Annotated in this window: 12 protein-coding genes; 3 read left to right on the top strand and 9 right to left on the bottom strand. The window is 60.7% G+C overall.

Annotated features, from left to right (window positions below; translation table 11 throughout):
- Nucleotides 1-239 precede the first annotated feature (239 nt).
- Nucleotides 240-410, bottom strand: coding sequence for a hypothetical protein (locus tag FHT75_RS27435; protein WP_183845251.1), 171 nt, complete (start codon nt 408-410; stop codon nt 240-242).
- A 268-nt stretch (nt 411-678) separates the two neighbouring features.
- Between FHT75_RS27435 and FHT75_RS27440 the strand changes: the two genes are divergently transcribed.
- Entirely contained in the window at nt 679-987 is a 309-nt protein-coding gene (locus tag FHT75_RS27440) for a hypothetical protein (RefSeq protein WP_183845250.1), read from the top strand.
- 163 nt (nt 988-1150) lie between these two features.
- Nucleotides 1151-2122, top strand: a complete 972-nt coding sequence (gene gcvA, locus FHT75_RS27445; RefSeq protein WP_183845249.1) for a transcriptional regulator GcvA — start codon at nt 1151-1153, stop codon at nt 2120-2122.
- A gap of 259 nt (nt 2123-2381) precedes the next feature.
- Here the strand turns inward: gcvA and fhuB are convergent, their stop codons facing one another.
- The 8 genes from fhuB to FHT75_RS27485 all read right to left on the bottom strand — a co-directional run bounded on the left by fhuB (nt 2382) and on the right by FHT75_RS27485 (nt 11824).
- Nucleotides 2382-4352 (bottom strand): Fe(3+)-hydroxamate ABC transporter permease FhuB, encoded by a 1971-nt coding sequence (fhuB, locus tag FHT75_RS27450; protein ID WP_183845281.1) that lies wholly within the window; start codon nt 4350-4352, stop codon nt 2382-2384.
- Nucleotides 4352-5230, bottom strand: coding sequence for an iron-siderophore ABC transporter substrate-binding protein (locus tag FHT75_RS27455; protein ID WP_183845248.1), 879 nt, complete (start codon nt 5228-5230; stop codon nt 4352-4354). The genes fhuB and FHT75_RS27455 overlap by 1 nt, the downstream gene beginning before the upstream one ends.
- Nucleotides 5231-5243: 13 nt before the next feature.
- Nucleotides 5244-6038: an ABC transporter ATP-binding protein gene (locus FHT75_RS27460; RefSeq protein WP_063473991.1), complete on the bottom strand. Its 795-nt coding sequence runs from the start codon at nt 6036-6038 to the stop codon at nt 5244-5246.
- 292 nt (nt 6039-6330) lie between these two features.
- Nucleotides 6331-7179, bottom strand: coding sequence for a sugar phosphate isomerase/epimerase family protein (locus FHT75_RS27465; protein ID WP_063473990.1), 849 nt, complete (start codon nt 7177-7179; stop codon nt 6331-6333).
- An 11-nt stretch (nt 7180-7190) separates the two neighbouring features.
- Entirely contained in the window at nt 7191-8177 is a 987-nt protein-coding gene (locus FHT75_RS27470; RefSeq protein ID WP_063473989.1) for an ABC transporter permease, read from the bottom strand.
- Nucleotides 8177-9205 (bottom strand): ABC transporter permease, encoded by a 1029-nt coding sequence (locus tag FHT75_RS27475; protein WP_047613842.1) that lies wholly within the window; start codon nt 9203-9205, stop codon nt 8177-8179. The genes FHT75_RS27470 and FHT75_RS27475 overlap by 1 nt, the downstream gene beginning before the upstream one ends.
- Entirely contained in the window at nt 9198-10712 is a 1515-nt protein-coding gene (locus tag FHT75_RS27480; protein WP_063473988.1) for a sugar ABC transporter ATP-binding protein, read from the bottom strand. Before FHT75_RS27480 ends, FHT75_RS27475 begins: the two co-directional genes overlap by 8 nt.
- A gap of 128 nt (nt 10713-10840) precedes the next feature.
- Nucleotides 10841-11824 carry an autoinducer 2 ABC transporter substrate-binding protein gene (locus tag FHT75_RS27485; protein ID WP_063473987.1) on the bottom strand — a complete coding sequence of 328 codons (984 nt, stop codon included), beginning with the start codon at nt 11822-11824 and terminating at the stop codon, nt 10841-10843.
- 244 nt (nt 11825-12068) lie between these two features.
- On the opposite strand from FHT75_RS27485, the gene FHT75_RS27490 reads away from it, so the two are divergent.
- Nucleotides 12069-13127, top strand: a complete 1059-nt coding sequence (locus FHT75_RS27490; protein WP_063473986.1) for a LacI family DNA-binding transcriptional regulator — start codon at nt 12069-12071, stop codon at nt 13125-13127.
- The last annotated feature ends 280 nt before the right edge of the window (nt 13128-13407 follow it).

A 13407-nucleotide genomic window follows, 5' to 3' on the forward strand; every position in this document is an offset into this window, starting at 1 on the left:
GGACGCCGCCTTGTCCGATCAAGGCGGCGTCCGCAATCTGAACGTCGAAGTTATAAGGATCGCTGCGCTGTAGCCAGTGTTCCAAGGCATCTATACCGAACGCCATGGTGAATGCTCATCTTTCGATGAACGGCCGCCCTTACCGTCTTTGACCATAGAAGCTATTCGCTATCGGTGCTGCCAGCGCCCTATCGTCGGAAGAAGCCGAACATCGCACCGGTATCCTGCTGGTGCCTGCCTCATGACCGGGGGCAGTAAGGCTTGCCCTCCGTCTGGTGCCAGCGCAGGCGCTTAAACCAGTTGGAGGCAGTCGCATCCCGCATCTTGGCGAGATCGAGCACCGTCAGCGTTCGGCACTCTGGCGAGAGCAGGAAATGCTGGCCCTTGGGCGTGTCGTCGGGGTTCGCCACGGCTCAACCACTCCGCCATCCGGAAGGCGGCTGGGCGTATTTCCAAGCCATCGACCAACACACTGACGGTCGACACCTCGGCGCGGGAGCGATGGGCAATGGCAGCGGTGGCGATGAGGGTCATGTTCAGACTCCAGAGGTCGACGGCAGGCACAGCAGATCGGCGGACGAAAAGGCCGCGGGAGATCAGAGCTGTATTTGTATCATCCTGAACATGATCCAGGTTCTTATCTGGACTTCGCGTCGAGGTCGACCGAAGGAGGTCTAAATGGTTAATTTTGGCGAGAGATCGAAAGCCTTTTGCTGGATATCCGTGCGACCCGCGATTGCTTTCGGCCCATTGCAGGCATGTGGAAATGAATGCCCAGATGTCGGGGCTTTCTTCCCAGAAGCCCATTGGGGCCTGATTTCAAAACTCGAATTCACATTTCGTCAGATGAGGAATGTTCTGCGGGTTGATGCCTATGTCCCGCAGGCGTTGCTCAGTAAGACGACGCAGGTCTCGCTTGAGGTAATGCAGTGTCCGCCGCCGGCGCGTTTCATCGTTGAATCGACGCACCAGATCGTGCATTTTTGAATTAAAAAAATTGATGGTAATTTTTGTCGAGTTCATGTGGCATATTCCTTGCCGTTATCGCGGCTACCTGATATTTCTCGAATAATTGACATACTCGCATATTGAATGCGAGCAGGGAAACGAGTATTCTCGTTCAGAATTTCAAACTTTCTTTGAAGCAAAAATGAGCATAATTCCTGGAATGCGGGCGCTAAGAGCGCTTGATGCCTCGGGGCGACATCTGAACTTCAGTCGAGCGGCCGACGAACTTGGCCTGACCCCGGCGGCGGTCAGCTACCAGATCAAGGAAATCGAGGACCAGCTCGGCCTGTCGCTTTTCAAGCGCACCAATCGCTCGATCCGCACGACGGAGGCTGGATTGATCCTTTGCCGCGCATCCGGTGACGCGCTCGAACTCATGAAGCGTGCCGTCGCACAGGCCCGCAGGAGCGAGCGCGGCTCCCGCCACCTGAAAATCACCGTCGATCCGGACTTTGCCGTCAAATGGCTGATGCAGCGGCTGAAACGCTTCCGTGGCGCTTGGCCGGAAATCGACCTGCGCTTTGATATCTCCCCCGAGGTGCGCGACTTCGAGCTGGACGACATCGATATCGGCATTCGCTTTGGCACGGGAAACTATCCCGGCCTTTGCGCTGATCGATTGTTTGATGACGTTGTCGTGCCCGTATGCAGTCCTCGGCTACTCGCGTCCGAGAGGCCCATTCGAACGCCGACTGATCTGCTTGATCACAGCTTGGTCCATATCGAATGGGAGCGACAGGGTGTCGCGTGGCCGAACTGGTCGACGTGGATGGCGGCTGCCGGTATCGACGCCTTCGACGACAGTCGTACGGTTGCGCTCGCCACGTCATCGGAAATGCTTCAAGCCGCGATCAGCGGGGATGCTGTGGCACTTGTGGACCTCACCACTGTCGCAAACGATCTGGCCGAGGGGCGGCTTGTCCGGCTTTTCGATCTTGGCATCCCGATTCCGTCCGAACTCGCCTATTTCCTCGTGTATCCGCAGGAAACGGCTTCCGATCCCCGTGTCGTCGCCTTTCGCGAATGGATTCTTGACGAGGCGGAACAGATGCCGGGTCAGGAATCGCGAACACCTGCATCCGATGAAAAGGGGCGCGGGACCAGGGAGGCTTAGGCAGCCCAAGCCGTGCATCGAATTGCCCAACCAGAGGCAACATGTCCGAAGTATTCACACCCTCTACTCTGAAAAGCGTCACCCTCCGCAATCGCATTGCCGTTCCGTCGATGTAGGCTCCGTGGCAACGTTGTCAATAACCCAATCAACGTCAGCCGCATTCATGGGAATGCCGGCCTGAAATTCTGTTTTGATTCAGAGGCGTAAGGCGCTTTTGGTGGTCTTTGCTACCTAATGCCGGGCCTTCCTGTGGCAACCCTCAGCCGACACCGCGCTTGCGCATCATCAACATCAGGAACGGTGCTCCGATGAGTGCGGAAACAAGACCGGCCGGGATCTGATAGGGCGATACGATCGTGCGGCCGACAAAATCGGCGGCAACCATAAGCCCCCCGCCGATCAGAGCGGCACCAACCATTTGCGGCAGCGCGCGTGTCAGTCCCGCCTCCCGTGCCAGGTGAGGTCCCATGAGGCCGATAAATGATAAGGGGCCGACCGTCAGCGTCGCGGCGGCCGTCAACAATCCTGCGAGGCCAAAAAGCGCAAAACGCGATTTCGCCAATGGTACGCCGACCGCCGCCGAAGGCGACGGCCCAAGGGGAAGTATGTCAAGCCAGCGGCGGGCGGCGAGCGCAACGGCAATCAGCACAGCGCCGAGCGCTGCCTCCGTTGCCGCGGTCGACCCTTCGATGAGGTAGGTGGACCCGCTCATCCACCGCATCAGCAGAACGGCTCTCGGATCTCCCGTCGAGCTCAACACGCCGACGACGGCATCGACCATCGCGCTTAAGGCAATGCCCGCAAGCAGGACCCGCTCGGGAGCGAAGGCCGATCGCCGGGAACTGGCGAAGATGATGGCAAGCACACTGATCGCACCGGCCACGGCAAAGGCAAATTGACCGGAAAATCCGGGAGCGACGGCAAAGAGGGCAATCGCAACGCCGAAGGTCGCGCCGGCACTGATCCCGAGAACTTCGGGACTTGCCATTTCATTTCCGGTCAACCGCTGAAGGATCGAGCCCGCGACCGCAAGCATCGCGCCCGATGCCAGAGCGGCGAGGATTTTAGGTATCCTGATGGCAAGGACATCGTACGAGAATTCGCCGGAAGCGAAGGCCCAGCCGCCATTGACGTCACGTCCGAGAAAAACGCTGACCATCAACAGCATAAGCAGACCGGCAGCGGCGATGACGACCGGTGCGGTTCCATCCCATCGACGTGACCGTCCGAACGCCGGCGATTGCTGCAATCGATGACGGATCTTCAGCCGCGGCAGGAGCGCGAGGAGCAGCGGCGAACCGAAGATGGCCGTTACCGCTCCCGTCGGCAAGAAATCACCAAGCCCGCCTGCGACCAGTTGCAGAACAGAGTCGGCGAAGAGAAGCAGCCCGGCGCCGATCAGGGGAGACCAGAAGATGAGCTGCGCGGGACGTCGTGCTCCGGACAATCGCGCAATCGTCGGCGCGACCAGTCCAATGAAACCAATGACCCCGACAGCGCTGGTGACAAATGCAGCAAGCGCGACAGCAAGGGCGACGACAATGAAACGCAGACGGACCAATCGGACGCCGAGTGCCGTGGAACTGCTCTCGCCAAGATCGAGCAGCGAAAGCGGTCTGATCACGAAAGTGCAGACGATGGCAACGACGCCCAACTTCCAAAGAAGCGACACGGGAATGACCCAACTTTGCTGGGCCAGCGAGCCGGCGCCCCAGATGAACAGGCTCGAGAGGTAGCGCTGGTTCAAATAGATCAGGATCGCAGAGAGGCCGCCACACCACAGACTGAGAACCAGCCCCGACAGAACAAGCGAATAAGGCGAAAAACCGCGGCGCGCGCCAAGGCTGACGACGATCACGGCCGCGGTCGCACTGCCGGTCAGAGCGACAAGATCACGGCCGGCCCCGAGCAGGTCCGGGAGAAACAGCGATGTTACCACCAGCGCCAGGTTTGCTCCGGCCGACACGCCGAGGGTGGTAGGGTCGGCGAGCGGGTTTCGCAAAACCTGCTGAAACAGCGCACCAGACAAGGCAAGCATAGCGCCGGCAATGAGCGCCGTCGCAAGGCGGGGAAGCGTCGAATAGTACAATACCATTCGTGTGACATCGTAATTCGGTAGCGCAATTTCAGACAGCGCAGGAGCAGCAAGAAACCACGAAGCCACGCCTCCACCGCCAATCAGGAGGAGGAAGACTAATGCTGGCCCGATATTGTCGCGGCGGGATATCATCATGCTTCTTTTTCCAGAAGATCTGTCAAAAGGCCCGCGAAGCGCATGGCCTCGTTCACCATGCCAAACATCAGGGCCGGCGGCAGAATCGACAGGTGGCCGGGACGCGCAAAGGCCAACCTGTTCCACAGCGGGCTCTGAGCAAGTTTCGGAAGAACGTCCGGAGGAACGGGGTCGAAGGCGATCAGACGCGCATCTGGATCGGTGATCTTGGAGAGCTCCTCAATGCCGATCGTTTCAAAACCCCAATAATTCGACTCTCTGGTCCAGGCGTTCCGGACACCGATGCGCTCGAGCACATTGTGGAACAGCCCGGGACTCGAATAGATGCGGACATGGCGGGCATCCATGAAATTCACCAGGGCGACCGGCGGCAGGTTCTTGTCCGCCAGGCGGCTGCGGCATCGCTCGAAGAAGGCGTCGGCGCGCGCGAGGAACTGCTCCGCCTCATTCTGACGACCAAGCTCAACGGCCAATTTGCGCGTCGCCGCAATGGCGGCGGGAAGAATAGGCCCAATGCCCGGCACGAAGATTTCCAGCCGAACGACTTTCGCCACCGACTGCAGCTTGGGTAACAGCTCATCGAGGTAGGGTGTGGTCAATATGATATCGGGCTTCAGCGCAACGAGAATTTCAAAATTGACCTCGAACGCACTGCCGATATCGACGACGGATTCTGGCATTCGCGGCTCGACAACCCATCTGTCCCAATCGGCGAGGTCCGAGATCCCGACCGGAGGCAATCCAAGGGATAAAAGCGTGGACGCAAGACCGTAGTCGAGGCTGACGACCCTTTGGCCGATCGACTGCGCAAACAGCGGAGCCGGAATGGCCGAGGCCGCCGCGAACTGCAGAAGGAAGCGCCGCGAAACGCCCATTGAACGCCCAACCTCAGCAAACATAGGCGAGCGGATAGGGCAGGGTGGGCGCGGAGATCACATCCATATCGATCCCATAGATCTCCTGCAGCGTCTTCGGCGCGAGGATCGCGCTCGGTGTTCCGCTGGCAACCACGCCACCGCGTTTCAATGCGTGGATCCGATCGCAGAAGCGCGCGGCCATGTTGATGTCGTGAAGAACGATGACGACACTCCTTCCACCCTCATGCGCCAAGCGTCGCACAAGTGAGAGCACCTCAATCTGGTGGGCAACATCGAGTGCCGCAGTCGGTTCGTCGAGCAACAGGCAGCGGGCATCCTGAGCAATCAGCATGGCGATCCAGGCCCGTTGCCGCTCACCGCCCGACAGTGTGCCCACGATGCGGTTGGCGAACTTCTCGATATGCGTTGCTTGAAGGGCCTCCTCGACTTTCCCTTCATCGTCCTTGGTGAAGCGGCCAAGCGCGCCGTGCCACGGATAGCGGCCGCATCCCACAAGCTCGCGGACCGTCATGTCCGCTCCGGTCGTGACGTCCTGGGGCAGGTACGCGACCGAACGCGCGAAGGCGCGTTCGCTATACGTCCTTAGATCGCGGTTTCCGTAAGAGATCGATCCGGCGCTCGGCACGAGCTGGCGCGCCAGCATTTTGAGAAGGCTGGATTTGCCGGAGCCGTTGTGGCCGACCAGGGCCACGACTTCTCCTGCCGGAAATGTCAGGCTTACGGCGGAGAGAATTGCGTTCCCCTCGATCGAAAGACCTATATTTTCGGCGACAAAAGTTTCGGCCGCTCGAGGCGGATCTTGCATCGGGGGGAGTATGGCCACGTGACATCCTTTAACCGGGTGATAGGTCGGTACTAAAGATGAGAGCAGCAATCAACTATTTTCGCTTCTTTCGACGCGGCTGCCCTGCTGCTCGCCACCAGCATGCGGCCGCACGCTTTTCGCCACTTGATCAGCCGGTTTTTCGAGGGAAGAACCAGGCTGACAAGATGACCTTTGCGACGCCGTGCAAGGGTCCGCGGCACTTGAACGGCAGGTGGGCTACGACAACGGTAAGGGTCACCATCGGAGTGTTCAAGTGACCCGGCAATTCCGCTCAGATCAGACCGTATTGTTCCGCCTTGTTGCGCAGGAATGGCAGGCCATTGCCCATGACCTCCTCCATATCGCGGGCGACTGGGCGCCAGACAGCCAGGCCATAGGCTACCTCAGGCGGCATATTGATGAAGCTCTCCATGGCAAGTCCGCCCTTGAAACCGATTGCAGCGAGCGCGGCATAGATCACATCCCACGGAATGTTGCCGTAACCCGGCGTGCCGCGGTCGCTTTCGGAAAGATGGATGTACTTCAGGTGATCGCGGGCGATGAGGATGCCGTTGGCCGCGCCCTTCTCCTCGATATTCATGTGGTAGGTGTCGAGGTGGACGAAGATGTTATCCGCGCCGACACGCTCCACCATGTCGACGGCCTGCTGCGCCGAGTTGATCAGGTGGTTCTCGTAGCGGTTCACGGCCTCGACGCCGAGCTGGATGCCGTACTTCCTGGCGTGTTTTGCCGCAGCCTCGAGCACCTTGGCGATGTTGTCGTATTCGCCCTGCGTCGGCGGCACGCCGGTGCGTTCGCCGATGCCGCCGAAGATGACGCCGGACAGGGCTTCGGCACTCATTTCCGCGGTCTTTTCGATCGCAACCTTCAGATGCTCGATTGCTGCATCCGGGCGGATGGAGGCCCAGGCATGCTCCGGCAGGCCGAGCGAGCAGACGGCGCGCAGCTTGTTCTTTTCAAGCAGGTCGCGGGTGTGTTTGGCATCGACGGCAGGCGCGTTGAGCAGCGCGATCTCGATGAAATCCATCTTGTAGTGCACGGCTCCGGCAATCGCCTTCTCGGCGCCTGCGCGGTCCCAGTTCATGGTCCACATGCTGGTGTGAACGCCGAAACCTTCCATGGTCGTATCTCCTATTTCATGATTCTGATGAACTTGGCCGAGAACCACCGCAGCACCATCACGACGATGAGCAGGATGCCCCAGACGGCAGTGGTGAGATGCTGGTTGGCGCCGAGCAGGTTGAGCCCCGAAGAGAGAAGCTGCAGCACGATGAGCGCCACGAAGACGGGCAGGACTCGGCCGAAGCCGCCAAAGGGATTGATGCCGCCGAGGAAGCAGGCGAGCACGGTGATCAGCAGATAGGATTCGCCGTGGCCGACGCGCACCGAATTGAAGCGCGCAAGCATGATGATGCCGGCAACTGCAGCCATCACCCCGGAGAGCATATAGACCAGCACCAGGATCTTGCGGGTGTTGATGCCGGAATAGCGGGCAGACTCGATATTGGAGCCGATCATGTAGGTTGAAAAGCCGAGCTTGGAGCGCGAGAGCAGGACGTGGCTGGCGATCACGCAGGCAATCAGGATCAACAAAGGTACCGGGATGCCGAGAATGCTGCCGTGGCCGATGGGAGCGATGAAGGTGGGGAAGCCCGAGATATCGCCGCCGCGCGTCAGGAACTCACCGAGGCCGCGCAGGAAGATCATCATCGACAGCGAAACGAGGATCGGATGGGCGCGGGTAAAGGCGATGACGAGGCCCATGACCAGGCCGCTTGCCGCGCCGACGGCAAGCGCCAGAACCGAGCCGAGCAGAAAGGCGCCCGGACCGGCGTCGATGCCGCCATTGGCCTGCAGCGTCCAGGCGAGCGTCAGGCCGGCGATGTTGGCGGTGAAGGTGATCGCAAGGTTGAGGCCGCCGGTCAGGATCGGCATCAGCATCGCAAGCGTCAAGACGCCCAGCTCCGGAAGCTGAAAGGCGACCGATCCGAAGGTCGCGCCCGTCAGGAAATGGGGCGAAGCGAAACCGAAGACGACAAGCACCGCCGCCAGCGCGGCGAGGGGACCGGCCATGTCGGCGCCGAAGATGGCGTTGAAGCGGGCGGCGAGCGCGTTCATCAGCTCTCTCCCCTTTCCGCAGGTCTGTCACCGGTCGATTTGCGGGTCGCAAACACCGGCACCAGATTGCCGATGCGAGCGCTCGACAAAGTGATCGCAACGAGGATGATCGCGCCGACGATCATCTTGAAGGCGAAGGGCGAGACGCCCATCAGGTTGAGGCCGTTCTGGGTGATCGAGACGAGCAGCACGCCCAACACGCAACCGAGCACGGAGCCCTTGCCGCCGCCCAGCCGCGCACCGCCGAGCACCACTGCGGCCAGGACATCGAGCTCGCGGCCATAGAGTGCGTTCGGAACGACCTCCTGCGCATAATGCGCCTGCATCAGCCCGGCGATGCCTGCCATCAATCCAAGCCAGCCGAAGGCGATGAACTGCATGGCGCCGATATTGATGCCGAAGCGGCGCGCGCCTTCCGGATTGTCACCGAAGGCATAGAGCTGCCGGCCGGTCGTCGTGCGGGTAATGAAGAACCAGGTGGCGAGCGTGCAGACGACCATGACCACAACAGGCAACGTGATCTCAGCCCAGCTCCCATCGGCCATTTCGCGCTCGTAGATGATGACGCGGCTCGTCAGCCAGTCGGGCAGATTGTAGATCGACACACCCTTGGTGAAGAACATCAGCAAGCCGAAATAGACGTTGAAGGTTGCGATCGTCGCGACGATCGAGATGATGCGAAAGCGGTGGATCAGGAAGGCGTTGATCACGCCGAGCACGATGCCGATGCCGGCCGCAATCAGGAAGCCGGATATCCATCCACCCCCGCCGATCCTCTCGAGCGCAAGTGCAGTGACGTATTGCACGATCGAGGCGGCGACGGCGAAGGAGATGTCGATCCCGCCTGATATCAGCACCACGAGCAGGCCAACGGCAAAGATAATGTTGACCGCGCTGATATTGAGCAGGTCGAAGACATTGCCGAGCGTCAAGAAACGGTCGGTCATGAAAGCCAGGACAATGCTCATCGCGATGATGACGGCGATGAGCACGAATTCAGTCGTATGGGACAGGAACAGCTTACGCATAGACCGCCGCCTCCAGGTCCTTCAGTGTGGTCGCGCGCGGATCATGCCAGCCGGCGATGCGGCCCTTTTCCATATGGATGATCCGATCGGCGTTGAAATAGACCTCCGGCACCTCGTCCGAAATCAGGATGATCGCCAGCCCCGCCTCGGCGAGACGCGCAACGATTTCGAAGATACCGGCGCGTGCGCCGACATCGACGCCGACCGTGGGCGCATCGAGGATCAGCACCTTGGGATCGGTGGCGAGCCATTTGGCGATCGCGACGCGCTGCTGGTTGCCGCCCGAAAGCGTCGAGATCGCATCGTCATGCTTGCCGATCCTGACGCCGAGATCAGCGATCCAGCGAGCGACGAGCGAGCGCTTCTTTTCCGGCGAAATGAGCCGCCGGCCCAGGATGCGGTTGAGCGAGGCCATGACCAGATTGTCGGCGATGGATTGCGGCTGGTTGAGACCGAGCGAAAGGCGGTCTTCGGAGAGATAGGCGACACCTGATGTGATCGCCTCGCGGTTGGAGGCAAAGCGCACCGGCTTTCCCTCCAACACGATCGTTCCGGCAGCGGGCCGGCGCATGCCGAACAGCGTAAGCGCAAGTTCGGTGCGCCCCGAGCCAAGCAGGCCGGTTATCCCGAGCGTCTCGCCACGGCGCAGATCAAAGGAGATGTCGTCGAACTCGCCAGGCCGGGAAAGCTTGCTGACCGAGAGCACCACCGGGTTCTGCGATACGTCGCGGGCGAGAACATTCTGGTCGAAGGTGCGCCCGGTCATCAGCTCGGTGATCTTAGACTGGGTCATGCCCTCCACCGGATAGACCCCGACCAGCGCGCCATCGCGCAGCACCGTGATGCGCGAGGAGATATCCAGCACTTCCGCAAGGCGATGGCTGACGAAGACCACGGCAACACCCGAAGCCGACAGCGTGCGCACGATCGCCAACAGATGATCGGTCTCAGACTGGGTGAGCGAGGCGGTCGGCTCGTCCATGAAGACGATCCGGGCCTCTCCGACCAGCGCGCGGGCAATGGCGACGATCTGGCGCTGCGCGATGGCGAAGTCCTTGAGCGGCCTGTCGACGTCGAGGGTGACGCCGAGCCCCGCCAGTGCGTCCTCGGCGATCCTGCGGATCGCGGCATAGTTGACGAGGCGCGGGCGCGAACCGGAAAGGGTCTGGAAGGCGATGTTTTCCGCCACGCTCATTTCCGGAAAGAGCGCGAGGTCCTGCCAGATGATCTGAATGCCGCGGGACTGGGCCATGCCTGGCTTCATGTGGGATATCGTCTCGCCGTCAAAGACGATCTCGGCGCCGTCTGCAGGCCGATAGACGCCTGATATCACCTTGATAAGGGTGCTCTTGCCGGAACCGTTCTCGCCGGCCAGGCAATGCACTTCGCCGGGCAAGACTTCGAAGGAGACGTTTTTCAGCGCCTTCACACCGCCGAATGTCATGTTGATGCCGCGAAGCGAAAGAAGCGGCGGGGCCTTCACACCATCATCCGTTGCCATGCTCATGCCGGTTGCCTGTCCAGTCGAATGCCATGAAAGGAGGTCAATGGTCCAGCCATGGCCGGATACCGCTCTTTTCCCGAACGTCGGGCCGGTCCATGTCGACCGGCCCGACACCCGGGGAGGGGGCCTCTTCAGAGGCCCATTGCGGCCAGGTCGTCGACCGTATCCTTGTTGATCGGCAGCAGTTGATCGACGATGATGTCGTTGCCAACCGGCTTGATCACGCCGAGACCCGGAATGTCATCACCTTCCTTGACGCTCTCGCCCTTGATCAGGCGATCGGCGAGCGTGACGAAGACTTCGCCGGCCTGCTTCGGATTCCACATGAAGCCGCCCGATATCGCGTCGGACTTGATCAGCTTCTGGCCCTGGCCGGGCGAGAACGGACCGAGCACGAAGATTTTGCCCGTCTTGCGGCGTTCTTCGACAGCGCGCCCGGCGCCGATTGGACCCTGGCTGCCGAAGGCAAGGAAGCCTTTCAGATCCGGATGGGCGGCAATAAGGTCGAGCGCCGTCGAGCGGCTCTTGTCGACGTCTTCCGCGACGCCATAGCGATCGCCGACGAGTTTCATGTCCGGATAGTTCGCCTTGATATAGGCGATTGCGGCGTCCGCCCAGGCATTGTGCAGCGGGACGGTCAGCGAACCGACGAAGACGGCATATTCGCCCTTGCCGCCCATCTTTTCGGCGAGCAGCTTGCCATGGGCCTCACCAAATCCGGTCGACGATGCGAGCTCGAAATTCCAGTCGGCGCCCTTCTGCGAGGGCGATTCATGCGTAATGACCTTGATGCCGGCGGCTTGCGCCTTGGTGAGCACGGGCTCGAGCACCTTGGCATCGTTCGGGACCACGCCGATGACCTTGACGCCCTGGGCGATCAGATCCTCGATGGCGCGCACCTGCAGCGCCGGGTCGGCACTGGTCGGGCCGATCATGAAGGCATCGACCCCTAACTTCTGGCCCTGTTCCTTGATGCCGGCTTCCATCGCGTTGAACCAGGGAATGCCGCCGATCTTGACGACAACGCCGACCTTCGGCGCGTCCTGTGCAACCGCGACCACCGCCCCGGCAAGCGACAGCGATGCGGCAAATGCCGCTACGATAAGGCTCCTCATCCTCACTCCTCCTCAAAGGTCGCTCATGCGAACGACGACCACCGGCCGGCTTCACGGCAGGTTGCTCCTGGTTGTTTTATGGCGAGGGAATACCCTTGCCTCCCGTCTCGCCTCCTCCGGCGAACCATCCTGCACAATCGATCTTTCTTTTTTGCACAATCGATGGTGCAATAACTATCGATCAAGGTGGGGCTTTCGTCAAGAGGGGTTTGTTTCTAAGGGAACGATAGAGGAAAGGCTGGGAATGACGGACATCAGCAAGAAAAAGGCGACAATCTACGATCTCTCGATCCTATCGGGCGCGTCGCCTTCCACCGTGAGCGCCGTGCTGAACGGAAGCTGGCGGAAGCGGCGTATCAAAGAGGCGACAGCCCAGCTCATTCAGAAGCTGGCGAACGAGCACGGCTATAAGGCAAATCTGCAGGCGCGTGGCCTGCGGTCGTCCCGCTCCGGCCTCGTCGGTCTTCTCCTGCCGGTGCACGACAACCGCTATTTCTCCTCTATGGCGCAGTCTTTCGAGGCGCAGGTCCGAAGCCGCGGCCAGTGCCCGCTCGTCGTCAGCGCCTGTCGCGACCCAGAGGAGGAGCGCCAGGTCGTCGAGACGCTGATCTCCTATTCTATCGACGAGCTGTTCATCGCCGGCGCGACCGATCCGGATGGCGTGCACAAGGTCTGCGAAAAGGCGGGGCTGAAGCACGTCAACATCGATCTGCCGGGCACGCTGGCGCCGTCGATCATCAGCGACAATTATGAAGGCGCGCGCATGCTGACACAGGCGATCATCGAGCGCGCGCAGGAGGATGGCCCGCTTTCGCCCGACGATCTGTACCTGTTCGGCGGCCGCAACGACCATGCCAGCCATGAGCGAATTCGCGGTTTCCGCGACGTAAAGCGCGCCCTGCTGGGCGCGGATCCGGACATCTGCATCCAGCCGACCGGCTATTCCCCCGCCATGACTGCCCGCGCCTTCGAAGCCTTCTACGAAGGCCACGGCAAGCTGCCGCGCACTTTTTTCGTCAATTCCTCGATCAATCTCGAAGGGCTGATGCGCTTCCTCGCGCTGCATCCGCACGAGACCTTCGCCGATATCATCGTCGGCTGCTACGACTACGATCCCTTCGGCTCCTTCCTGCCTTTCCCTGTCTTCATGATCCGGCAGGACAGCGAGGCGATGATCACCAAGGGGTTTGCGATCCTCGATGCGGACCGCGGCCCGGCAATCACGCATCTGGTGCAGCCGACACTCGTGCCGCCGCGCACGGCGCTGATCGGCCCACTCGATGCGTTGAAGGATATCGAGTAATGCGTCCTGTCTCGTTCGAGGTGACGGCCCTGAATTCTTTGATGCCTGATCGCCAGACACGACGCCGTCATCACGTATTCAAGTCGCTATCAATCCCATCCGCTCGTCTCCCAGATCTCGTTCAGACTCGGGGAGAGTGACATTCCAACTTTTGCAGAAACAGGACGCTTCATCCTTGAACCCACCCCGGCTACAACAATTGTCAAAGCTGATTAGAGGCGCGACGTTGCCAGCCATTTAGAGATGCGACACTCAGCATTGCCGCTGGCGCTGACGGCAG

The organism is Rhizobium sp. BK112 (assembly GCF_014193215.1).
Taxonomy (GTDB): Bacteria; Pseudomonadota; Alphaproteobacteria; order Rhizobiales; family Rhizobiaceae; genus Rhizobium; species Rhizobium anhuiense.

Coding starts and splice junctions, on each gene's coding strand:
- FHT75_RS27465 (WP_063473990.1), bottom strand. CDS start 7,179: ATGGAAGGTTTCGGCGTTCACACCAGCATGTGGACCATGAACTGGGAC.
- FHT75_RS27490 (WP_063473986.1), top strand. CDS start 12,069: ATGACGGACATCAGCAAGAAAAAGGCGACAATCTACGATCTCTCGATC.
- gcvA (WP_183845249.1), top strand. CDS start 1,151: ATGAGCATAATTCCTGGAATGCGGGCGCTAAGAGCGCTTGATGCCTCG.
- fhuB (WP_183845281.1), bottom strand. CDS start 4,352: ATGATATCCCGCCGCGACAATATCGGGCCAGCATTAGTCTTCCTCCTC.
- FHT75_RS27460 (WP_063473991.1), bottom strand. CDS start 6,038: ATGCAAGATCCGCCTCGAGCGGCCGAAACTTTTGTCGCCGAAAATATA.
- FHT75_RS27485 (WP_063473987.1), bottom strand. CDS start 11,824: ATGAGGAGCCTTATCGTAGCGGCATTTGCCGCATCGCTGTCGCTTGCC.
- FHT75_RS27470 (WP_063473989.1), bottom strand. CDS start 8,177: ATGAACGCGCTCGCCGCCCGCTTCAACGCCATCTTCGGCGCCGACATG.
- FHT75_RS27440 (WP_183845250.1), top strand. CDS start 679: ATGGTTAATTTTGGCGAGAGATCGAAAGCCTTTTGCTGGATATCCGTG.
- FHT75_RS27480 (WP_063473988.1), bottom strand. CDS start 10,712: ATGAGCATGGCAACGGATGATGGTGTGAAGGCCCCGCCGCTTCTTTCG.
- FHT75_RS27475 (WP_047613842.1), bottom strand. CDS start 9,205: ATGCGTAAGCTGTTCCTGTCCCATACGACTGAATTCGTGCTCATCGCC.
- FHT75_RS27455 (WP_183845248.1), bottom strand. CDS start 5,230: ATGGGCGTTTCGCGGCGCTTCCTTCTGCAGTTCGCGGCGGCCTCGGCC.